The sequence below is a fragment of the Psychrobacillus sp. 05T411 genome, assembly GCF_056396485.1.
In genome coordinates this window covers 64,187-86,409 of the sequence record NZ_JBFTLO010000004.1, presented here as the reverse complement: position 1 = coordinate 86,409, position 22,223 = coordinate 64,187, and the positions used below count along the sequence as shown (strand labels likewise).

20 protein-coding genes and 1 tRNA gene are annotated in these 22,223 nt (G+C 37.4%); 10 read left to right on the top strand and 11 right to left on the bottom strand.

Going from position 1 to position 22,223, the window contains the following annotated elements:
* Positions 1-6 precede the first annotated feature (6 nt).
* The gene (locus AC1DFT_RS04595) at positions 7-444 is read left to right on the top strand and encodes a universal stress protein (RefSeq protein WP_477918015.1); all 438 of its coding nucleotides are present in this window, start codon (positions 7-9) and stop codon (positions 442-444) included.
* A gap of 93 nt (positions 445-537) precedes the next feature.
* Here the strand turns inward: AC1DFT_RS04595 and AC1DFT_RS04590 are convergent, their stop codons facing one another.
* From AC1DFT_RS04590 to AC1DFT_RS04570, 5 genes are all read right to left on the bottom strand, one after another.
* Positions 538-1,053, bottom strand: a complete 516-nt coding sequence (locus tag AC1DFT_RS04590; RefSeq protein WP_477918014.1) for a DUF2798 domain-containing protein — start codon at positions 1,051-1,053, stop codon at positions 538-540.
* 291 nt (positions 1,054-1,344) lie between these two features.
* A complete protein-coding gene (locus tag AC1DFT_RS04585) occupies positions 1,345-1,905 on the bottom strand; it encodes a TetR/AcrR family transcriptional regulator (protein ID WP_477918013.1) in 561 nt (186 codons plus the stop codon).
* 224 nt (positions 1,906-2,129) lie between these two features.
* Positions 2,130-3,590, bottom strand: coding sequence for a CoA-acylating methylmalonate-semialdehyde dehydrogenase (locus AC1DFT_RS04580; RefSeq protein ID WP_477918012.1), 1,461 nt, complete (start codon positions 3,588-3,590; stop codon positions 2,130-2,132).
* An 82-nt stretch (positions 3,591-3,672) separates the two neighbouring features.
* Positions 3,673-4,872: an iron-containing alcohol dehydrogenase gene (locus tag AC1DFT_RS04575; protein WP_477918011.1), complete on the bottom strand. Its 1,200-nt coding sequence runs from the start codon at positions 4,870-4,872 to the stop codon at positions 3,673-3,675.
* Positions 4,873-5,023: 151 nt separating this feature from the next.
* Positions 5,024-6,424, bottom strand: a complete 1,401-nt coding sequence (locus AC1DFT_RS04570) for a sigma-54 interaction domain-containing protein (RefSeq protein WP_477918010.1) — start codon at positions 6,422-6,424, stop codon at positions 5,024-5,026.
* A gap of 241 nt (positions 6,425-6,665) precedes the next feature.
* Between AC1DFT_RS04570 and AC1DFT_RS04565 the strand changes: the two genes are divergently transcribed.
* The 4 genes from AC1DFT_RS04565 to AC1DFT_RS04550 all read left to right on the top strand — a co-directional run bounded on the left by AC1DFT_RS04565 (position 6,666) and on the right by AC1DFT_RS04550 (position 11,161).
* The gene (locus AC1DFT_RS04565) at positions 6,666-7,856 is read left to right on the top strand and encodes an iron-containing alcohol dehydrogenase (protein ID WP_477918009.1); all 1,191 of its coding nucleotides are present in this window, start codon (positions 6,666-6,668) and stop codon (positions 7,854-7,856) included.
* Positions 7,857-8,240: 384 nt separating this feature from the next.
* A complete protein-coding gene (locus AC1DFT_RS04560; RefSeq protein ID WP_477918008.1) occupies positions 8,241-8,909 on the top strand; it encodes a hypothetical protein in 669 nt (222 codons plus the stop codon).
* A gap of 15 nt (positions 8,910-8,924) precedes the next feature.
* Entirely contained in the window at positions 8,925-10,811 is a 1,887-nt protein-coding gene (locus AC1DFT_RS04555) for a DUF6792 domain-containing protein (RefSeq protein WP_477918007.1), read from the top strand.
* 5 nt (positions 10,812-10,816) lie between these two features.
* Positions 10,817-11,161, top strand: a complete 345-nt coding sequence (locus AC1DFT_RS04550) for a hypothetical protein (RefSeq protein ID WP_477918006.1) — start codon at positions 10,817-10,819, stop codon at positions 11,159-11,161.
* A 111-nt stretch (positions 11,162-11,272) separates the two neighbouring features.
* On the opposite strand, the gene AC1DFT_RS04545 is transcribed toward AC1DFT_RS04550, so the two are convergent.
* Positions 11,273-12,193 (bottom strand): LysR family transcriptional regulator, encoded by a 921-nt coding sequence (locus AC1DFT_RS04545; RefSeq protein ID WP_477918005.1) that lies wholly within the window; start codon positions 12,191-12,193, stop codon positions 11,273-11,275.
* 136 nt (positions 12,194-12,329) lie between these two features.
* Between AC1DFT_RS04545 and AC1DFT_RS04540 the strand changes: the two genes are divergently transcribed.
* Positions 12,330-13,583 (top strand): MFS transporter, encoded by a 1,254-nt coding sequence (locus tag AC1DFT_RS04540; RefSeq protein ID WP_477918004.1) that lies wholly within the window; start codon positions 12,330-12,332, stop codon positions 13,581-13,583.
* A gap of 44 nt (positions 13,584-13,627) precedes the next feature.
* On the opposite strand, the gene AC1DFT_RS04535 is transcribed toward AC1DFT_RS04540, so the two are convergent.
* Together AC1DFT_RS04535 and AC1DFT_RS04530 are read right to left on the bottom strand one after the other, a co-directional pair.
* On the bottom strand, positions 13,628-14,083 hold the full coding sequence (locus AC1DFT_RS04535) for a GNAT family N-acetyltransferase (RefSeq protein WP_477918003.1): 456 nt from the start codon (positions 14,081-14,083) through the stop codon (positions 13,628-13,630).
* 57 nt (positions 14,084-14,140) lie between these two features.
* A tRNA-Val gene (locus tag AC1DFT_RS04530) sits at positions 14,141-14,212 on the bottom strand.
* A 189-nt stretch (positions 14,213-14,401) separates the two neighbouring features.
* On the opposite strand from AC1DFT_RS04530, the gene AC1DFT_RS04525 reads away from it, so the two are divergent.
* A complete protein-coding gene (locus tag AC1DFT_RS04525) occupies positions 14,402-15,115 on the top strand; it encodes an EcsC family protein (RefSeq protein WP_477918002.1) in 714 nt (237 codons plus the stop codon).
* A gap of 177 nt (positions 15,116-15,292) precedes the next feature.
* Here the strand turns inward: AC1DFT_RS04525 and AC1DFT_RS04520 are convergent, their stop codons facing one another.
* From AC1DFT_RS04520 to AC1DFT_RS04510, 3 genes are read right to left on the bottom strand one after another with little or no spacing between them, the layout of a single operon-like run.
* Positions 15,293-16,654, bottom strand: coding sequence for an FAD-binding oxidoreductase (locus AC1DFT_RS04520; RefSeq protein ID WP_477918001.1), 1,362 nt, complete (start codon positions 16,652-16,654; stop codon positions 15,293-15,295).
* Between the two features lie 60 nt (positions 16,655-16,714).
* Positions 16,715-17,890: an aminotransferase A gene (locus tag AC1DFT_RS04515; RefSeq protein WP_477918000.1), complete on the bottom strand. Its 1,176-nt coding sequence runs from the start codon at positions 17,888-17,890 to the stop codon at positions 16,715-16,717.
* Positions 17,891-17,916: 26 nt separating this feature from the next.
* Complete coding sequence (locus AC1DFT_RS04510) at positions 17,917-18,654, bottom strand: IclR family transcriptional regulator (protein ID WP_477917999.1); 738 nt, start codon at positions 18,652-18,654, stop codon at positions 17,917-17,919.
* A gap of 454 nt (positions 18,655-19,108) precedes the next feature.
* Here AC1DFT_RS04510 and AC1DFT_RS04505 point away from each other — a divergent pair, with 454 nt between their 5' ends.
* From AC1DFT_RS04505 to AC1DFT_RS04495, 3 genes are read left to right on the top strand one after another with little or no spacing between them, the layout of a single operon-like run.
* Positions 19,109-20,209, top strand: coding sequence for an ABC transporter ATP-binding protein (locus AC1DFT_RS04505; RefSeq protein ID WP_477917998.1), 1,101 nt, complete (start codon positions 19,109-19,111; stop codon positions 20,207-20,209).
* Positions 20,210-20,248: 39 nt separating this feature from the next.
* Complete coding sequence (locus AC1DFT_RS04500) at positions 20,249-21,304, top strand: ABC transporter substrate-binding protein (RefSeq protein WP_477917997.1); 1,056 nt, start codon at positions 20,249-20,251, stop codon at positions 21,302-21,304.
* Between the two features lie 16 nt (positions 21,305-21,320).
* Positions 21,321-22,223 carry an ABC transporter permease gene (locus tag AC1DFT_RS04495; protein WP_477917996.1) on the top strand — a complete coding sequence of 301 codons (903 nt, stop codon included), beginning with the start codon at positions 21,321-21,323 and terminating at the stop codon, positions 22,221-22,223.

Below are 22,223 nucleotides of genomic sequence, written 5' to 3'. Positions count from 1 at the left end.
TAAACAGTGGCAAATCAGTATAAAAGTATTATAGTAGCGGTAGACGGTTCAAAAGAAGCAGAATATGCATTTCGCAAATCAATCGATGTTGCATATCGAAACGAAGGATCACAATTAAACATTGTAAACATTATTGATACGCGCTATTTTGGAGCTTTTGATAAAGAAGTTGCTGAGGAAGTTAAAGAACAATCTAAGCAAATATTAGATCGCTATAAAGCACGCGCTGCAGCTGCTCGTGTTGAAAATGTAAATACCATTGTTGAATATGGTTCACCTAAAACGGTGATAACAAAAGAGATTGCTAAATTGGTAAAGGCAGATTTAATTATTTGCGGCGCTACGGGGCATACGCCAGTAGAACGCTACTTAATTGGTTCGGTATCTGAAGCAATCGTACGTTCAGCTAAATGTGATGTTTTAATAATCCGTACGCCTGAATGAACAATAGAAAAAGCGCTCAGACTTTTCAAAAGTTTAGGCGCTTTTTCTTAAAAAATAAGAAAATATATAAAATTCATCGACATTGAACATTTCTCAGATACTTTGTGTATTTGTTTGAACTACTGCTTTTCTATCTTGAGCTTCGTGCATTTTAACCATTGTCAAACGTGCAATCGGTTGAATAACCACGCTTTCTAAGAATAGGGCGAGTATAAAGTTACGAGGCCAGATCTGGATAAAGTTAGAAAAGATATTAGTTGTAAAACCATTCCCCATGATATCTCCAATAAGGGTCATCGTAAATGACATACCTAATACTGTGAACAGTGTACGGAACATAATACGAGCAGCAAAACCGTCTGTTGGTGAAATAAATTTAGATGCTAAAAATTCTGCAAAACGGCCGATTGCTACTGGTTCAATAATCATCACAATAACCCAAATAATAGGTAACATGATTAACATACTCATTGCAACGTCTCGGTTGAATTCTCCAGCTGCAAGAATCATGTTGATTGATCCCATAAATAGTACTGATAATGTACAAATGATTGCGCCGAATATCGCGCCTTCTTTACCGTTTTTTGGTAGTCTTTTATCTTGATGCATATTTTTTCTCCCTTTCAAAAAATCTTATTTTTGACCTTGGTAATATGATAATGCTATAAGGAAATACAGAGTCGTTTGGTAATAGCGGATAACGTTATAGAGGGAAAAAACGTTTGAAGTGTCAACAATTTCTTTCTTTAAATACCCTATTTATAATCCATATAATTGTGGTTTAATGTGGACTAAAGATAGTACTTAGTTCCCTAAGTGCAATAGTAAAGGCTGTTTCAATAAACAGCCGAAAATTCCTACTATATAGCAGAGTCCTCATAGACTAATCTGTTTTTCTTATTAAAACCTCTCCAATAAATTCGGTAATAGGTTTGCAATTGTTTTTAAAGGATCGGTCGATTGTTGTGTTAGACAAAGCATCATTGCCCCTTCAATGGATGCAGTCAATAATAATGAAATAGAAGCAGCTGTTTCATCCGAAAAACCATCCGCTAATAGTTTATTGCAGTAAATATGTTCAATATTTTCGTATAATTCACTGCATGCGTTGCGAACAGGTTCACTCATAGTTGCCATTTCACTAACAATGCTGCTAAATGTATAGCCAGTAATGGTTCCGTTCTTTTCAAAACTTTGAATTAACGTATCGATCATTGATATTATGGCATCTTTAGTTGATGTTTGCTTACTGAAAATAGCTTCAATGTCTGTCGTAATATCTTCTTTTAAAGCGTGTAAACAAGTAATCAAGAGCTCGTCTTTGCCATTTGGAAAGTGGTGGTAAAGAGCTCCTTTTGTAACATTACAGGCTTTTAATATTTCATTGAGTCCTACAGTTTTGTAACCTTTTTGCTGAAAAAGTGTTGTAGCAGTTTCAATCAAGAGTGATTTAGTATCCATAGCTGATTTTTCCTCCAAACATACCAACGGGTCTGTTTGTAAGTATACCAAATTTTAAACAACATTCTAGTATTTTGTTTATTTAATAAAATTCATTCTAAATTGAAAAAAAGCGCATGGTGCACTTTAAGGGCATAATTTGTTTTATCGTTAACAATGTTCTGTATATGTAGAGATAGAAAAGAAGTCATGACGGAATGTCGTGACTTCTTTTCGTGAAAGTATTAAACCCACTTTGTAGTGATTACTTTTTTCCTTGTGTAAAATTGTAATCCATCTTTTCCATTGGCATGTAAATCCCCATAGAAGGAATCTTTCCAACCAGAGAATGGGAAGAAGGCCATTGGAGCGGGAACGCCAATATTTACTCCTAACATACCTGCATCAATTGTTTCCCTGAACTTGCGAACACTTCCACCATCATTTGTAAAAATACAAGCACCGTTTGCAAAACGTGATTGATTGCTTAAATCAATTGCTTCTTCTAGGTTTTTTACTCTGGAAATTGACAATACTGGGGCAAAAATTTCTTCCTGCCATATTTTCATTTCTGAAGTGACATGATCAAAGATAGTAGGGCCTACAAAATATCCTTCTTGTTTTGCCGCTTCGTCTAGACGACCATCCCGTACAAGTTTAGCTCCTTCTTTTTCGCCACTTTCGATAAAGCCAAGTGTACGCGCTTTATGATTGTCGCGAATGACAGGACCAAGGAATATTCCTTCATCTAATCCGTTTCCAATCTGAATTTGGTTCGCTTTTTCTGTAAGTAATGCAATAAACTCATCCGCTATGGAATCTTCTACCGCTACTACAGAAGCTGCCATACAACGTTCTCCAGCAGAGCCAAATGCAGCATTCATAATTTGAGTTGTCGCATTTTCTAGATTCGCATCACTCAAAACGATGGAGTGATTTTTTGCTCCTGCTAGTGCCTGAACACGTTTCAAGTTACTTGTTCCTCGTTTGTAAACATACTCAGCAACAGGTTGAGAACCGACAAAAGAAATGGCCGCAGTTTTTTTATGATCCAATAAACTATTTACTACATCATGTGCTCCGTGCACAATATTAAATACGCCTGCTGGTAAACCTGCTTCTTCCAGTAGCTCTGCCAAGCGATTTGCAAGTAATGGCGTGCGTTCTGATGGCTTCATAACAAAGGTATTTCCAGTAGCAATAGCCATTGGGAACATCCAGCAAGGCACCATCATTGGAAAGTTAAATGGTGTGATCCCAGCAATAACCCCGATCGGATAGCGATATATTCCAGATTCCAATTCTGTTGCAATCGATGGAAGTGACTCACCCATCATTAATGTTGGGGCACCTGTAGCAAATTCCACGTTTTCTATTCCGCGCTGCACTTCACCGTATGCTTCCGCAAAATTTTTCCCGTTCTCTATAGTGATCAATTTAGCTAGGTCATCATGATTGTCTACTAACAATTGCTGATACTTAAATAGAATACGAGCACGTTTAGGAACAGGGACTTCTTTCCAAGTTTCGAATGCTTCTGAGGCAGCCTCAATTGCATGATCCGTATCTTTTGTCGTTGAAATTGGCACATGGGCAATCACTTTACCCGTTGCTGGATTATAGACTTCAAGCGATTGATCTGTATTTGCTTCTATCCATTTACCACCTACATAGTTTTTTAGTGTTTTTAAAGTTGTTTGTGTCATTGAAAAAACCTCCTGATAAATATATTAATTTTTTCTAAATAAGTATGCTAATGCGAAGAAGGCTGCAATACCTACTTACTTTTTATTTTGTTACCATACTTTCTGAGCTGAATTCATAGTCGAAGCATACTTGATAAAGTTCTTCGATTTCTCGTTTGGTAGGTACCTTTGGATTGTTATTCGGACTGCCACTTGCCAGTGCATCTTCTGCCATTTTGCTAGTGGCATTTTTAAATGCTTCGGGTTGGATCCCCCAACCTTTTAAATTAGGAATCTCTAGTTCCTGACAAAGTTTTTTGACTTCGTATACAGCAAGCTCAGCAGCCTCTTTATCGGAAAGATTACCGCAATCAGCTTTAAATATTTTAGCTAAATCAGCTAAGCGTTCGATACAGGCATCCATACTAAATTCAAGAACAGCAGGCAGTAGCATGGCATTGGATATACCATGTGGGACATGAAATAATGCGCCGATTGGTCTAGACATCCCATGGACAAGACAAACGGATGCATTGCTAAAAGCCATTCCAGCTTGGAGGGATCCTAGAGACATTGCTTCTCTTGCATCGATGTTTTTCCCATCATCAAAGGTAATTTTTAAATTATTTACTATTTTTTCTATAGCGGAAAGTGCAAGCATATCTGTCATTGGCTGTGCCTTTTTCGATAAATATGCCTCGATTGCATGACTCAGCGCATCCACACCTGTAGCTGCTGTAACACCCTTTGGAGAAGAAAGGGTCAATAATGGATCGACAATGGCAACTTCCGGCATAAATGCAGGTTGTTTAATCATCATTTTTACATCATTGGCTGTATTCGTTATTATGGTTGCATCAGTTGCTTCTGAGCCAGTGCCAGCTGTTGTTGGTATAGAAATATGGGGGACCGGCTGCTTATCAGCAAGTTTATTGCCACCCATGTAATCTCCTATGTAACCACCATTAGTTGCTAACACTGAAATTGCCTTTGCCGTGTCTATACAGCTTCCGCCGCCTAGGGAAATGATTACATCGCAGTTTTCCTTTTTAAAAATTTCAAGTGATTCCGCTACATAAACATCTGTTGGTTCAGAGTCAACTCCCGTATAGAAAGCACTTTCAACTTTCAAATTCAAAAGTAGACCTCTACATTTCTCTATATAGCCCAGTTTTTCCATCACTTTATCACTGATAATCAATGCTTTTTTTCCTCTAGCTAACGTTTCCTCACCTACTTTTTCAAACGCTTTTCGACCATAATGAATGGTTTGCGGTGTACGAAAAACAACAGGTTTATCCAATTTAAATTACCTCCCTTTCTTTTCATAGTTAATGTGCAATAACCATGCCAAGTTATAAACGCTTGTATTGTAATTGCTCAAACAAAAAAAGTGTAGCCAATAAGCTACACTTTTGTAGAAGATGTTGCTTTTAAACTACACTGATGGATTACTACAAGCCATATTTTTTCAATTTTTTGTATAAGGTAGTACGGTGAATGCCCAATTTATCAGCTGCTTTTGATTTATTTCCTGCGGATTCCTCCAATGATTGCATAATCATTTCTTTTTCCTTATTGTCCTCTTCTTTTTTTAATTGATTAATTGGAGATTGAGTAGGAAGAGTAGAAAAATACTGACGCTTAATATAATTAGGAAGATGGTGTGAATCAATTATATTTCCCTCTGTTAAGATAACTACCTTTTCAATGATATTAGCTAGTTCTCGAATGTTCCCATACCATTCGTAATTCATTAAAGAGGAAATTGCGTCCTCTGTAATTTCTTTTTCCACCATCTCATATTTCTTACAGATGTCTGTTAAAAAGTGAGCTATAAGAATGGGAATATCCTCGGGTCTCTTTCTCAGTGGAGGGATAGTAAGTTCAATCACATTTATTCGATAATATAAATCCTCCCGAAAAGTGCCCGACAAAACCATTTTCTTCAAATTCCGATTCGTTGCTGTCACAACTCTTGCCTTTAATTGGATTTGTTTAACACCTCCAACTCGTTCAAACTTCTTTTCTTGTAAGACGCGAAGCAATTTTGTTTGCATCATTTGGGGCATTTCACCAATCTCATCTAGAAATATTGTGCCACATTCGGCCAATTCAAATTTGCCAGGTTTCCCACCTTTTTTGGCACCGGTAAACGCGCCTTCTTCATAGCCAAATAACTCTGATTCAAATAGATGTTCAGGAATTGCACCACAATTTACACTTATAAACGGACCTTGGTTATAATGACTAAGATMATGAATGCTTTGGGCAAACATTTCCTTTCCTGTTCCACTTTCTCCTGTAATTAAAACTGTCGCTTCTGTTTTAGCCACTTTTCTCGTCATACGTTTGAGACTTGCAATAGAATCGCTCATGCCAATGATTTGTTCTATAGTTGAATTACTCACTTTTGTATTTTCAACAAGCTTTTGACTATTGATCTTTCCGGTCTGTGCAGTCTTTTCCAGAAAACGTTCATAAATACGGTAAAGCTCTGTTACTCCTTCAAAGATCAACATGCCAACAGCTCCGACCAACTCACCTTCCTTCCACAATGGAATACGGTGAACGACCATTGGTTGACCTTGAATATATTGAATGACACCCCGTTCGGAAATTCCAGTCTTTACGGTATGATGAAGGTTTGTATTGTCGATAACTTCCGAAACGGGACGACCAATAGCGTCTTTTTTATCTACACCTATAAATCGGCTGTAAGCATCATTAAACTCCACTATAATTCCGTTCTTATCAACGACCGTTACTCCTTCGTAGGCACTGTTTAAAATGATTTCCAATATGTCAGTAGTATGTAAATCTGGAGTTATTCCTGCTAGTTTTTCTTGTCGCAAATTCTCACCCCTGTATCTTTATATCGAAAGACTACACATCTATTAGTATACCTGCTTTTTACCAACTTAGAATAGTCTGATTGATTGGTTGGTAATTTGCATTTAAGATAATCAGAAAGATAATATATGTAATAATCTGAAAATTAATTGTAATGATTAATCTATTATGTGTATCATGTAAATATGGGGTGAGATTAAGAAACACACTTAAATGATTGAAAGAATAATAGGAGGGTTTTATGTGAAATCTTATAGCTATTTTTGCTCTACACAAATCGAAATGGGAATCGGAAAAGCAAAGCAACTACCGGAAATGTTGCAATCGCTCGAAATTGGCACTTCCATTCTGCTAGTAAGTGATCCTGGTGTGGTTCGCGCTGGACTTGTAGAACCAATCAAGACTGCCATAGAGGCATCTGGTTATCGTACGTTATTATTCGACTCGATTGAACAAAACCCTCGAGATACAGATTGTTTAGCAGGTGCTAAAAGCTTTCGAGAATTTAATGCAGACGCAGTAGTTGCTATCGGTGGTGGCAGTGCTATGGACACAGGTAAAACTATTGCTCTTTGTGGACCAAATGGTGGAACTCCATCTGACTATGCGGACGGTTTACGTTCATACACCAATATTGCACCGATTATTTGTATCCCAACTACAGCTGGTACGGGTTCGGAAGTGACTCGCTCCGCTGTTATTACGGAGAAATCAACACACCGTAAGATGACACTCAAACATGCTTCCTTGAGACCGATATTGGCTGTTCTTGATCCTTCCTTAACATTCACTGTTCCATCTGCCGTTACCGCTGCAACTGGTGTCGATGCACTGGTTCATGCTATTGAAGGATATACATGTAAAGCGACAAATCCGATTTCACAAGCCCTAGGTGCTAAAGCGATGGAAACAATTGTTTCTGCCTTACCTGTTGCTTTCCAAGATGGGCAAAATGAAGAGGCCCGTCAAGACATGTTAGAAGGTAGCTTACTTGCTGGATTGTGCTTTGGCTCTGCGGATGTAGCAGCAGTTCATTGTTTGGCAGAAGCGCTAGGTGGTCTTTACGATACTCCTCATGGTGTTGCTAATGCTGTCTTCTTACCACATGTGTTACGATTCAACGCAGTGGAAAACAAACAAATGCATGCAGCACTGGCAAGACTTATGAAATTCGCAAAGGATTCGGACGCAGAAGAAATAGCTGTCGAAAAACTAATAGAAGGAATCAGCACCTTCACAGAGGCACTCGAAATTCCTAAGTTAAAAGACTTACCAGGTGTAAGGGAAGAAGATTTTCCACGCATAGTAGAATTGGCTGTACAGAACAACTCGACTCCGAGTAATGTTCGTTCTATTACATCAGCTGATTATCTACAAATTTTGGAGCAGGCTTACTATAATGTGAACAGTAATTATAAAGAAGTAAGTAGATAATAAGAGAAATCGTGCAAATTATTCATCACAAAGATTTAACCACTTCTCCAAATGAGAGAAGTGGTTATTTATCATGTAGGAAATAAAGAGTGTTTCCAATTGAGTGGGTTACTCAAATAAATAGATTAAGAGTGAAAAAGGTAGTGGGAAAAAGTGCTGTAAAGTATTTCAAAAGACCTTTGTTTTGAATGAGTAAAATGACTAATGAAGCAATTGTAAGATGTTGGACGGATATCGATTGTTCACCTTATAAAACTGTGGTAATTATTAGAATAAGAAGTTAATTGAATTTATTACCTCCTTCACTTCCTATTGAAAGTGAAGTATTTTCGGAGAGGTAAATAAATGGAAAGAGCAATGCCAATTTCAATAAGGAGTGCTGTCATGTGGAAAAATCATAGTTTATTAGTATTGATCGTAAGCATTGGTTTAGTACTGGGAGGTTGTCAAATGGCAAAGGAAAGTGAAAAGGATATTAAACCTTCTGATATGAAGGCGGAGGATTTGCCGGATGTCCGAGCGCTACAGGACAAATTTACGCGGAGTTTCATCGAGTCCACTGAAGAGGTGGAACCAGGATATTATTCATTCCTTTCAGGGACGAAGCGTTATCGAATGCTATTTCCAAAAGAGGGAGTGATTCATCAAGGATATGGGGTGAAAGAAGACCAATTTGAAGGCTTTTTAATGAGTACTGTAAATGACAATGGAACCGATTCTCAAATTAAGATCAACTATTATGCTTATGCGACGAAAGAAAGTGCTGATGGGGGTTTGAAAATGTTAGAAGGGAGGGTTGACCAAAAGCTGGATTTTGAAAAAATATCATCTGAAACTTCGGATTTATACTATGCGCCAATCCAATTCGATCCAGATATATTCGGCATAGCGGCATTGGTCGTAAGTCTGAATGAGGACGGCGTGATTCAAATCGTATATGACACACAATGCAAGAAGGACCAAAATGAGTGTCAGGCGATTAAAGAAGAAGAAGTGGATAAGATGATACATTGGGCCGAATCGATCGAGTTCGTAGATAAAGAAGTCAAATGAAAGTGGTGATGACAAATGGAAGATGAGGTTTTAAATTCTGATAATCTTCGGCTGCGTTTAATTGATTTAGAATACAAAGGTTTGAAAAATGAAGATTTTAAAGTGGAAATTAGAAGGATTTATTTTGAAGAAACTGGCCACGAATTGAAAGCTGATATCGAAATATTGAAATCGAGCGATGCGAAAAGTTTAAAAGACGACCAATCGGGATATGACGGCACAGCGATTTATTTTAAGACGGAAGGAAAGGAGAATGACCAATTATATATCCTTTCTCAAGGCAGTCAACAGGCGAAGGATTGGGAGTACAATATGAATGCCATGTTGGCCGGGCAGGATGCAACGCAGGCCTATGCTACTTATAACTTTGTTAATGATGCAAAGGAGCACTTCAATGTCAATGATAAAGTGAATCAAGCCGATATTATCGGAATGTCCCACTCACTTGCCCATAATAATAATTCAACAGCACAATTGATCTACAATGTGTTTGATAAAGTCTATAGTGTGAACGGAGCACAGACAAATTATTATCAGCTTTATTCAGCAGACGATACTTTCCGTAATGAAGTGAATAAGCAATTTTCGTTAAGTCGGAATGATAATTTGGCTATTTATAAGCTTGATCCAGTAAAATTGCGGGCATTCACCGAAGAGTATTATGACAAGGAGGGGAATACAAAAGGTATATACCAGCTCATCTCAACCGATGATCCTTTATATGGCATCAGCGGGGCAAGAGGTTTTTTTACAGTAGGCACCGTTAAGAAAGTGGACACCAATACAGAAAGACCGGGAATCCGTGACATATTCGATCAGCTACCCGATGCAGAAGTGGCCCATTTGCAACAACTTGCCATCACGTATACGGTTGCCGAGAAAGTAGGTAGTGCAAATGGGCTTAAGGAATTGACGGGCCTGGACATCTCTATATTTGAAGGTGCACAAGGTAACTGGGATTATGCAAAACTGTATATGACAAAAGGCGATGAAATCAATGCGATGATTGCAGACATGAATGCAAAAGTCCCTCCGCTAATTGATTCCATCAAAAAAATGACAAGTAATAGTAATGTCATTTTTAGTCACTTCGTCGATGCAGGCTATTTGAAGGAATCTGAAAAAGATATTGTCGTCCAAGAATTGACGAATATTGAAAGCCTGCTGGAAGAAATGAAGTCCCTTATCCAGACGAATCATTCTATTCGGGAATCTCAGTACGATGTAAACTATTCCGGTGGTAATCCATTCATGTCGGTACTGGGTGCCGATATCGGTTCGCTCATCCGTCTGTTGCAATTGAAAGATTCGTTTACGGAGAGCTTTGATAAGCTAAAAAATGTATTAGGACCTATGCTTACTGAAATCGGGGATAGTCATTCTATTCTTGAAATGCTAAATGCACTTGGATTACAGTCTGGCCGTGCTTATTTAGGGACTGATATGATTTTGGTTAAAGGGAGTGGAGCAGATCAGATAAAAGTGAATATATCAGCCGCGGTTCGTATGTACCAGCAGGGCAACGAATCATTGGAAGTGAAAAACCAACATGTTGAAGCACTTCTAAATGCATTAGATATCGAATTGGTGGAAGGGTTTGCATCGGAACGGATGAAGGTGGTAAGGCGCATTGGAGAAATTGAAAGTAATCCATCTACATATGCCAATCATATCAATGCATGTTCCGTTTCTTCTGGAAGTAATGCAGAAGTCGTCGGGATTAATGTTCGTGAATATTTGCCACCATTACGGGATATTCAGGTCGACGGTATCTATTCCGTTTTACAAAAAGAAATTACGAATGCGAAATCTTTTCTGACTACGTCAAGAACAGCAATCGAGAATCTTTTCGATAAGGATGAATTGGTTGCGGCCCTGTTCGACTATGTACCGGGAGGTTAAAGAGAATGTACCGCTACTATTCAGTCAATCTAACGACGAGAATTTTACCTTATGAAAGTCAGTTGTATAAAAAAGATAAACTCCAAAAACAAGTAGATGCCATTCACGAAGAGGATCGGAACTTTTTGAAATTAGTGCAAGACGTCATGAAAGATGATGCAAGTGCAGGGGAAATTGTAGAAGCCATCGAACAAAATGCAAATGAGCTCTATCAAAAAAACGAGGCGGCACTTCAACTAGTTAGCTCGGAAATTTCTAAAATGGTCCACTCCTTTGATGATCAAACGGATGATATGAAAACACAATCGATGACGATTTACTATCGAGTGTGGGAAGAGTCGGTCGACTAAATAGAAGGTTAGTGGTCTTTTAAAGACGTCTGAACAAAGATAGACAAAATATAGTTTTGCTATAGTAGAAATCGTCCACTCCTATTATAAATGAACGATTTCTTTTTTTATTTATTTATTCAACGAAAATGCCTCTATGTTGGACCAATCCCTTGCATGTTTCAACGTAATATCCATAAAGATTGCTAGCGCAGGCGAAATCCATTTGTTTTTATGATAAGCAAATTGAGAGAAAATGGGATAAAAGTTTCCATCGCAAGGAATCACTTTTAACTTTCCTTCTTTGATTTCTTCATCTACTGACATTAAAGGTAGACAAGCAATACCGAGACCACTCATGACACAACGTTTCATTGCTTCTACACTCCAAAGTTTCATTATGTGGGAAGGTGTTATTCCCCGGTCATCAAGATATTCTTCAAACATTTTTCGATAGCTACAATCTTCTTCGTTCACAATCAAACATTCGCTTAGTTTTTGATTATCGTAGCTTTTATCTAAAATATTCAGCGAACAGTCTGGGCTTCCGACAAGGACTATAGGTTCAGCTAGTAAAGAATGGACGATTAAATCGGAATCCTGCAGTTGTGGCAACATAAGAAATGCAATATCTGCACTACCACTAAGTATTGCTCTTTTGTTATCACCGCAAGTAGCGTTACTTAAACTAATGCTTACATGTGGAAACTTCTTTCGATACTCTCTTAGTATTGGTTCTAGGCGGTATACGGTTAAGGATTCCGGAGCAGAAATCTTTAACTCTCCACTCATATCCTCTGCATCACTCGTAATATTTTCAATCTTTCCGTAGGTTTCTAAAATTTCTTTCGTATAGGGCAATAACTTTTTGCCAACATCGGTCAATTTTAGTTTCCGACCCATTCGATCAAATAAAGGTGCACCTAAATGTTCTTCTAACGCCTGCATATGCGAAGTTACTGTGGATTGCGTATATCCTAATTGTTCTGCAGCCTGTGTGAAATTTCCCGTTTCTATCACTTTTTTAAACGTAACAAAATGCCGTATTTCCATTATTTCACCTACTTTTATATTATTCTTATTATTATAGTATCAGAGATATCAATAGATAACTTCATTAATTTCAATTTTACTGATAATCGAAAATGGGTTAGTGTTAAGAAAAGTATTTAAAGATGGAGGGAATGTTTTGAAACGTATACATTATAGCTGGTTTATCCTTGCGGTAACATTTTTCTCCATTATTGTAGCGGGAATTACGATGTCATCGTCAGGAGTTTTTATAACCCCTTTCGAAAGTGAGTTTGGCTGGGATCGATCGGTTATTGCGATTGCTTTTGCCATTAGTTTGTTTTTATATGGCATCTCTGGACCATTTATGGCGGCATTACTCAATGTGATTGGTTTACGGAAAATGATGTTGATGTCGATGGCCACTTTGCTAATCGGTATGCTACTTACTTTCATTATGCAGCAAGCATGGCAGCTAATAATTATATGGGGAATCATCATTGGGCTAGGATCTAGTCTTTTTTTAACCGTCTTAAGTCCCTATGTGGCCAATCATTGGTTTGAGAAAAGAAGAGGTCTTGCTGTAGGAATTTTAACCGCAAGTACAGCGACAGGGCAGTTAATTTTACTTCCTGTCTTGGCGAGTATTATTGAAAATTATTCGTGGCGTCCAGCCATGGGATTAATTGTGACTTTGAGTTTGATTATGTTAATCATTATTCTTTTATTTATGAAAAACAGTCCTAAAGACGTTGGACTTCTGCGGTATGGGCTGGAAGAGGAAATAGAAGAGAGCGATGAAGGACAAAAGGAAAACCCTATCGTAATTGCATTCAAAGGTTTGACGGCAGCAGTGAAAGTGAAGGCATTTTGGTTATTAGCAGGTAGTTTCTTTATTTGTGGTTTTTCCACGAATGGTTTATTTGGTACGCATTTTGTTTCTTATTGTATTAGTTTCGGTGTTCCTTTGGTTACAGCGGCTTCGCTTCTTTCTTTTATGGGATTATTCAATTTGATTGGGACCACTTTATCTGGTTGGCTATCAGATCGTTTTGATAATCGTTGGCTATTATTTACCTACTATGCTTTTAGGGGGACTTCCCTAGTACTACTTCCTTATGCATTAAAGGAAGGGAACATGACGTTATTATTTGTTTTTTCCGTATTTTATGGATTAGATTGGATTGCCACTGTTCCGCCAACGATAAGTATCTCTAGACAAATTTTTGGCGTCAAGCAAAGTGGCGTCATTTATGGATGGATCTTTGCGTCTCACCAGGTAGGTGCAGCAGCTGCAGCTTATGGGGGAGGGCTAATTTTTCAATTTTTTAATTCTTATACTGGAGCCTTTCTTATGGCAGGGGTTTTCTGTTTATTAGCAAGCCTTTTTGTCATTTTAATTAAAAAGCAAAATTCTGGTCGATTGGCATAAAAAGAAGGACTTTCACCCATGAAATAAATGGTTGAAAGTCCTTGTTAATTTAATACTTGAGATAGTCGTATCATATCTCTACACCAAATACCGTTTTCATAAATATCCTCTTTATAATGTCTCGTGAAAAAACCACGATCAACCCCGGTGATTCTAAACCCACATTTTTGATACAAAGCGAGCTGACCTATACTGGAATTACCTGTTCCAACCTCGATTGTTTTATAGCCTTTTACTTTGGACCTCTGAATCGCATCCAAGATCAATTGCTTTCCAATTCCTTTTCCTTGTTCGTACTCAGAAACCGCGATATTTACAAGTTCAATTGTGTCCGGTCTTTTAGGAAGCATTACATAGACTCCGATTATTTCTTCGTCGTTTTCAGCAACATAGCACTCTCCCATATTCAAGTATTGTTCTACTAATGTTAGGGAAGGATCAGCCATTAACAATAAATCAATTGGAGCTTCTTCATGAATGTTCAATTTTCGGATTTGCATTTGGATTTCCCTCCTAAATAAAAGCACACCCCTATTAATGGAATGTGCCTTTGCGTATGATCTGAGAGGGATTCGAACCCCCGACCCCGTCCCTGTCAAGGACGTATTCTCCCGCTGAACTATCAGATCCTTATATGTCGCTTCTGCTATTATATAAGTTTGATCTAAAGAGTACAATACTTTAGACGACTTATTGTTCTATAATATTGGCCGCTAAGGCTTTAGATGTATTGAAAACACTGCTATAGTCCATTTAATTAATTATCTAATGGGCTATACTAGAAAGTAAAAAGATGGAGCGAAGAAAAGAGGCGAAATATGGTTGATTATACAAAAGAAGTAGAGCAACAACTTCACTTTTGGAAGCATAGAATAACAAAGAAATCTGGCATCATAGGCCGGACGTCTAAAAATGTACAGAACAAGATTAACGGTCTTATTCCAGAAAAATTTCATCAAGTGATGACGGAAAGTATTAAAAACATGGTGAAAGCAACGCTTGTCGGTTCAAATATGACAACGAAAAAACGGCTACCATTAGAGCCTAGTCTTTATGAGCGAGACGAGTTACTGAAAGAAAAACTCTCTACCTTCCGAAAAACGGCTGTTATTGAAGGGGCTGGCACAGGAGCTGGGGGGATACTGCTTGGACTTGCTGATTTTCCATTACTGTTATCGATAAAAATGAAATTTCTTTTTGAGGCTGCTTCTATTTATGGATTTGATACGGATGATTATGAGGAACGACTTTTCCTTTTGCATATTTTCCTGTTAGCTTTTTCAAGTGAAGAAAAACGAAAAGATGTATTATTTATTATTGAAAATTGGGAGCAACAAAAACATAATATTGCCGATATGGACTGGCGGGAATTTCAACAGGAATATAGAGATCACATTGACTTAGTTAAAATGTTTCAGTTATTACCTGGTATCGGAGCAGTTGTTGGGGCGTTTGCCAACTATAAACTGCTTGACCAACTTGGAGAAACAGCTATGAATTCGTACAGGTTACGTTTATTGTACTCAGAGTGAAGGTTCCTAGTATAAATGTAATTCATTCATAATGGTAAACAGCAATATTGTCTTTCGTGAGAATTCCTAAAAATCGATAAAAAATATACAGTCCCGCAACCCTTCTAGGTTGTGGAAACTGCATATAATAATCTATTCTGTGAATTACCAATATGAATAGAGGGAAATATATAGGCTTTAATCTTCGAAAAATATCTTTCCGGGGTTTAATAATCCTTCTGGATCGAGCATTTGCTTCATTTGTTTCATAATGAAAAGAGCTTCACCATGTTCTCTTTCTTGGAATTTTCTCTTACCAAGCCCCACACCATGTTCGCCTGTACATGTTCCGCCGACTTCGATGGCTCTTATTGCGAGCGCTTCATTCGTATATTCCGCCTTTTCTAAATCCCCCTCCACATTCGGGTCATAAAGAACAATTGTATGGAAGTTCCCATCGCCGACATGACCTAATACACCACCGGTCAATCCACTTTCATCAATTAATTCGCGCGCATATACGATAAGTTCTGGGAGTTTAGATATCGGAACACACACATCTGCTCCTGTATTGGCCATTCCTTTTACATGTTGGTATGCATAGGCCAGTTCATGACGTGCTTTCCAAAGCTCCATGCGCTCTTTAGAACCGCTTGTGACATCCCAGTTTTCACAATCAAGCTCGCGCATTAATTGTTCTACAAGCCTTGCCTCTTCCACAACAGAGGTCATCGTGCCTGCAAATTCAAAAAACAGGGAGTGAGCAACTGGAAGATTGTAACCTCCATAGGTATTCACTTGTGAAATACTATCTGCATCAACTAGCTCCATACGCATAACAGGAATTCCACTTTGTAATATTATTTTTGCTGCTTCTGCACATGCTTTTGGTGTATGAAATGTGCATCTTGCAGCAATAGTATGCTCTGGAATACCATGAAGTCGTAATGTAATTTCTGTAATGATGCCTAATGTACCTTCTGATCCAGCAAATAGGCCATTTAAATGGTATCCAGAAGACGACTTTTTAGCAAGTGAACCTGTATGAATAACTGTCCCATTAGCTAAAACAACTTCTAAATCGAGTAGCTGATCCCGCATAGACCCGTAGCGAACGGCTGTCGTACCGCTAGCATTCGTAGCCACCATCCCGCCAATTGTTGCATCTGCACCTGGATCGATTGGAAACATCAAACCGTGTCGGTTTACAAATTTATTTAATTGTAACCGTGTAATTCCCGGCTGAACAGTAATCATTAAATCTTCTGGTGAAAAGTTTACAACGTTATTCATATTTTCGAAGTTAATAGAAATACCTTTATTGATTGGAATCGCTTGTCCTTCTAATCCAGATCCAGCACCAAACGGTGTTATAGGAACACTACTCTCACGTGCTACTTCCATAATCATTTCAACGTCTTTTCGTCCCGTCGGAAAGCAAACGACATCCGGTTCTACTGGTTTATGAAAAGATTCGTCATGGCTATGACGGAACAGTTCGTTTTCATTTTGGCTAACTTTATTTTCACCTAGACACTCTTTAAGTCTGTGAATAAACACTCTAAAACACCCTCTAATATTAAAAATTTCTAAACTGTGCTTAGTAACTAAAGTATATAATTATAAATTCAGTGATTTAACAGAAGACAAAAAACGTTCAATTCCATCTAGTCCCTTTTTCAATTCTTCCATAGATTGAGCAAACGAAATTCGAATAAATCCTTCTCCAAAGTCTGAAAATGCATTACCAGGTATAACGGCTACCTTTTCTTGATCAAGTAGCTTCATTGCAAAATCTTCTGAAGTTAAACCTGTGTTTTTGATGGAAGGAAAAATATAAAATGCACCTTTTGGTTCAACAACTTCTAAATCCATTTTTATTAATCGATTATATGCGTAATCTTTCCTAACTTTGTATTCTTTTTTCATTGCAATTACTTCCTCTGTATGAGTACCTTGCTTCAATGCCTCAACGGCTGCATATTGACTGATAGTACTTGCGCAAACAGAGTTAAAAGAATGTACTTTATAAAACTGGTCGATCAAATAGGAAGGAGCGAAAGCAAAACCGATACGCCATCCAGTCATGGAATGTGATTTTGAAAGGCCGTTGATGATAATTGTTTTATCCTTCAAACTTGGAATTGATCCTATTGAAAAATGTTCTTCATCGAAAACTAACTCACTGTAAATTTCATCTGCCAAAATGAATATTTTTTTATCCTCTAGTAATTTACCAATCTCAAGCACTTCTTCTCGAGTTAAAATAGAGCCTAATGGATTATTAGGATAAGGCAATACAATACAGCGAGTTTTATCTGTTATATTCTTTTCAATTAAAGAGGCAGTTAATTTAAAATCATTGTTTGTCGTGTCAACAAACACAGAAACGGCATTACATAATTTAATGAGCGGGTCATATCCGGGATAGACAGGTGCAGGTAAGATTACTTCTGATCCTTCTTCAAGAATTGTACGGAAAGCGATATCTAAAGCCTCACTCGCTCCAGTTGTGATGATTACTTCATCTTCTGGATCATACGATAAACCGTAAAGATTTTGAACATAATCACATGCGGCTTGACGCAACTCAAATAATCCAGCTGTCTCTGTGTAGGCAGTTCTATTTTCTTCAATCGCTTTTATTCCCACTTTTTTAATATACTCAGGTGTTGGAAAATTTGGTTGTCCAAATGTCAGGTTTATAATATCGGGTGAACGATCTATCTTATTGGAAATTTTGCGTATTCCCGATAATTCTATATCTTTCACATTTTTATTTAGTAGATTAATCATTCTCTCTTATCCCTTCTGAAGTTAAATTAATTTTGATAGCTCATTTTCCACGAAATTTTATTCCCTGTACTTACCACCTCCTCAATTATTCTTTTCAATTTCTCATCTGATAAGTTGGAAATATTCAGTTTGATACTGATAGCACCGACAACGCCTCCAGAATGATTAAGTATTGGTGTAGCTATTGTAATAATTCCATCACTAGGATCATCACGGTTTGCTTCATAGCCATCCATTCTTATTTTGTCTAAAAGCTCTTTGAATGCAGTTCTCTCAGGTTCCTCTATTACTTCTATTACTAACTTTTTTATATAATCTGATGGCATATGTGCAAGCATGGTCAAATTAGCCACACCAATATGTAATGGTGCTCTTTTTCCTAATTTGTCGTGTGTACGGATTGTTTGATTTACACAGTCGATTCTTTCGATAATAATAGATTCTTTGCCAATAGGTTTACTTAAATACACTGTTGCATCAACGGTTCGCATTAAGTTTTCCAATTCTGGTCGTAATAGACTGACATAATCTAGCGTGTCATAAACAGTAAGGCCGTATTCAAGCCATAGAGTACCAAGTCCATACTGCTTGTGTAGTGGGTCTTGTTGTATCATTTCATGTTTAATCATTGCTTTAAGGATACGATGTATGGAACTGGTTGGAAGTTCACATTCTTTTGCAATTTCCGTAATCGAGAAAAGTCTGTTTGGATCATGTTTAATTAATACTTCAATAATTTTAAGAGCACGATCTATAGATTGCATTTTAAACCCCGCCTTCCTTTCGATGATAAAAAACTAATAACAGAAGATAGAAAATTAGTTATAAATGGTACTTATTATTTCTTGTTACTGCATACAAGTAAAGATTGGCACTATAAGTTATTTTAAATTTTCACCTATAAAATGGGTATTAGTAACACTGATAATAGTGCAAATATTCAAAATAAAAAGAATTGACAATTAATTTGATTTTAATTATATTTGAAACAGTTCCCACTAGCAAGAATTAAATTTCACTAGGTGGAAAGGGTGATAGGGAAAATGATAAGCGTGTAGTATTGCAGTCGATGTTTGAAAAAATGAAGTGTGTACTCATCGATGTTTTTATAGGGATTCACAAGAATGATAGATATTTGATTAGTAGAGTTGTAGGAATAGAGTTAATAAAATCCAAGCAGCTTGACTTAAATTCATTACTAAGACAGGAGGTATACGTATGTCATTAGGCAACAGTTTATCGGTTGTTAATGCTACAAAATATTATAAGAAATTTAAAGCAGTGGACGATGTTAATTTAACTGTTAATCAAGGAGAATTTCTTACTATACTCGGTCCCAGTGGATCAGGAAAAACCTCCTTACTAAAGTTAATAGCTGGATTTGAACAATTAAGCAATGGATCTATTATGTTAAACCATCAAGATATTTCGAACAAAAAGCCTTATGAACGACAAATAGGTATGTTATTTCAAAATTACGCTCTATTTCCGCATATGACAGTTTTTGAGAATATTGCTTATCCGCTTTCACTTCGTAAAATGGCGAAGGAAGAAGTAAAACAGAAAGTGGAAAGTATTCTTAAACTTATTCATCTCGAAGAATATGCACAGAGATATCCAGAGCAACTTAGTGGAGGACAGCAACAACGAGTAGCCTTGGCTAGAGCAATTGTCTTCAATCCACCATTACTTCTTTTGGACGAACCCCTTGGCGCGTTGGATAAGCAATTACGCAAGCAGATGCAGTTAGAGATAAAGCAAATTCAAGAGCATGTTGGGATTACTACAGTCAGTGTAACGCATGACCAAGAAGAAGCATTAACGATGTCTGATAAAATTTGTGTCATGAATAAGGGAAGAATTGAACAGGTAGATAGTCCTGAAATGCTATATAAACAACCTAAAAATCGTTTTGTTGCGGAGTTTATTGGTGAAATCAACTTGATAAAAGGGCAGGTTGTGGGCGTAACGAATAGAAATGCGTTGGTAAAAGTTAATGAGGATATGAGCGTTAATATAGAAATGAACAAAGATACTGCGGAAGAAATGCAGAATAAGTCAATGCTTATTGGCCTTCGTCCAGAGAATATTCAAATTGCCAGAGATCAAACCCAGTTTCATAATACGATTAGAGTCAAGGTATTAGAAACCATTTATGTAGGAGAAGCAATAAATATTAAGACAGAAATGGTTACAGGAGAGGAAATAATAGCGAAAATTCCTGCTCATATGTCTGAATTGATTGTAAAAGGTGAAGAGATTCTCTTAGGTTGGAATAGTAAGGATGCATGCTTAATTCCTGAAGAAACAACTGTATAACTACAAATAATAGAATTTAGGGAAAGAGTGGGATGTTAAATGCTGAAAAAATTAGGATTATTCTTAGGCACATCGCTAATTGCGCTAACTGTTGCAGGTTGCAGTGGGGAAGCTAGTGGCGATACGGATAATAAAAATAAAGAGCTAGTTGTTGTAGATTGGGGAGGCCCATATACGGAAATCCACAAGAAAGTTTCATTTGAGCCATTTGAAAAAGAACATGGTGTCAAGGTTACCGTCGTAACGCCACCTGATGTTGGTAAATTAAAGGCTATGGTACAAAGCGGAAATGTTGAATGGGATGTTGTTAGTGTTGGTAATGACTTTGCTATTCGTGGAGGGGAAGAAGGTCTTCTTGAAAAGTTGGATTTTAACGTGATTAGTACGGAAGGTCTACCGAAAGAGCTTGTACACGATTATGGAGTACCAGAAAATATGTTTTCAACAGTAATCGCTTATAATACAGAAGCTTTTCCTGCAAATCAACAACCTAAAAATTGGGCTGACTTTTGGGATACTGAAAAGTTTCCTGGGCCACGTGGGTTATATAAAGACCCTATGTGGACACTAGAGGCTGCGCTCCTTGCTGACGGAGTAGACCCAGAAAATTTATATCCTTTAGATGTTGATCGTGCCTTCGCAAAACTAGATGAACTAAAAGATGATATAAAAGTTTGGTGGACTGCTGGGGCTCAACCACCAGAACTTCTTGCAACTAACGAAGTACCACTAACAAGTGCTTGGAGTGGTCGTATCACGGTAGCTGCCGATCAAGGAGCACCGGTAAAAGTAGAATTTAATCAAGGGTTCATGATGTCTAATTCCTGGGCTGTACCGAAAGGAGCTCCAAATAAAGATTTGGCAATGAAATTTATAGCATTCACACTTGCACCAGAGCAACAGGCTGGTCTTTCTTCTCAATACGATAATGGACCGGCAAATACGGAGGCAATCCCTTTGTTATCTGAGGAATCGGTAAAACGTTTGGGGCTATCTTCTGAGCAACAGGAAAAACAAATTTTTGTAAATAGCGGATGGTGGGTTGAAAACTATGATAAAGTGAACGAACGTTTTCAGCAGTGGCTTTTAGAGTAGTAATGGGGGTGTAGATATGATCGAAGTGAAAAAAGAACCAAGGATACTTGCTAAGCAGGTATCTTTTTCCCATCGGTTAGCAAAAACTTCCGGGTTACAATGGCTTTTGTTAATTATTCCAATGGGATATATTATGATTTTGATGGTTTTCTCTATGGCGGATTTTTTTAAACTTAGTTTATTTAATGAAGGCGGCTTTACATTAGAATACTTTAGACATATTTTTTCAACGGATATTTATTTGAAAGTGCTATGGGTGACGCTGAAAATAGCATTTCTTGTGACGTTTTTTTCGTTGATTGTCGCATATCCTCTTGCTTATATGTTAGTAAGAACAACGTCCAAACTATGGAAAAAGATTATATTGGCCTCCGTTTTGATTCCTTTTTGGATAAGTTTGTTAGTTCGGACATTTGCTTGGTCAATTTTACTGCGTAAAAATGGTGTTATTAATATGATTCTAATGGAAATGGGGATTATTGATAAACCACTTGAACTTATCTACAATACCACTGGAGTAGTCATTGCTATGACACATATTCTTCTTCCATATATGGTGTTAAGCCTTTACTCTGTTATGGAAGGAATTGATCAAAGATTACTTCTAGCTGCACAAAGCATGGGAGCACGTCCGTGGAAAGCGTTTACACAGGTTTTTTTACCATTGTCTATTCCAGGTGTTCTTTCCGGTTCTCTGCTGGTGTTTGTAATGGGAATAGGATACTTCATTACACCGGCTTTATTGGGCGGTTCTAAAACAACAATGATTTCAATGTTGATAGAAAGTAATATTAATACAACGTTGAATTGGCATTTAGCTTCGGCATTAGCCCTCTTACTATTTGTAGGAACTTTGATTTTGTTATTTATAGCGCTTTTGTTGACAGGTAAGAACCCGGTATTAAAGGAGTTGGAATAA

What these genes read in the sequence shown, in the direction of transcription:
- AC1DFT_RS04555 (WP_477918007.1), top strand. Translation starts at nt 8,925, where the DNA reads ATGGAAGATGAGGTTTTAAATTCTGATAATCTTCGGCTGCGTTTAATT.
- AC1DFT_RS04560 (WP_477918008.1), top strand. Translation starts at nt 8,241, where the DNA reads ATGTGGAAAAATCATAGTTTATTAGTATTGATCGTAAGCATTGGTTTA.
- AC1DFT_RS04525 (WP_477918002.1), top strand. Translation starts at nt 14,402, where the DNA reads ATGGTTGATTATACAAAAGAAGTAGAGCAACAACTTCACTTTTGGAAG.
- AC1DFT_RS04515 (WP_477918000.1), bottom strand. Translation starts at nt 17,890, where the DNA reads ATGATTAATCTACTAAATAAAAATGTGAAAGATATAGAATTATCGGGA.
- AC1DFT_RS04585 (WP_477918013.1), bottom strand. Translation starts at nt 1,905, where the DNA reads ATGGATACTAAATCACTCTTGATTGAAACTGCTACAACACTTTTTCAG.
- AC1DFT_RS04545 (WP_477918005.1), bottom strand. Translation starts at nt 12,193, where the DNA reads ATGGAAATACGGCATTTTGTTACGTTTAAAAAAGTGATAGAAACGGGA.
- AC1DFT_RS04550 (WP_477918006.1), top strand. Translation starts at nt 10,817, where the DNA reads ATGTACCGCTACTATTCAGTCAATCTAACGACGAGAATTTTACCTTAT.
- AC1DFT_RS04500 (WP_477917997.1), top strand. Translation starts at nt 20,249, where the DNA reads ATGCTGAAAAAATTAGGATTATTCTTAGGCACATCGCTAATTGCGCTA.
- AC1DFT_RS04535 (WP_477918003.1), bottom strand. Translation starts at nt 14,083, where the DNA reads ATGCAAATCCGAAAATTGAACATTCATGAAGAAGCTCCAATTGATTTA.
- AC1DFT_RS04580 (WP_477918012.1), bottom strand. Translation starts at nt 3,590, where the DNA reads ATGACACAAACAACTTTAAAAACACTAAAAAACTATGTAGGTGGTAAA.
- AC1DFT_RS04590 (WP_477918014.1), bottom strand. Translation starts at nt 1,053, where the DNA reads ATGCATCAAGATAAAAGACTACCAAAAAACGGTAAAGAAGGCGCGATA.
- AC1DFT_RS04495 (WP_477917996.1), top strand. Translation starts at nt 21,321, where the DNA reads ATGATCGAAGTGAAAAAAGAACCAAGGATACTTGCTAAGCAGGTATCT.
- AC1DFT_RS04510 (WP_477917999.1), bottom strand. Translation starts at nt 18,654, where the DNA reads ATGCAATCTATAGATCGTGCTCTTAAAATTATTGAAGTATTAATTAAA.
- AC1DFT_RS04505 (WP_477917998.1), top strand. Translation starts at nt 19,109, where the DNA reads ATGTCATTAGGCAACAGTTTATCGGTTGTTAATGCTACAAAATATTAT.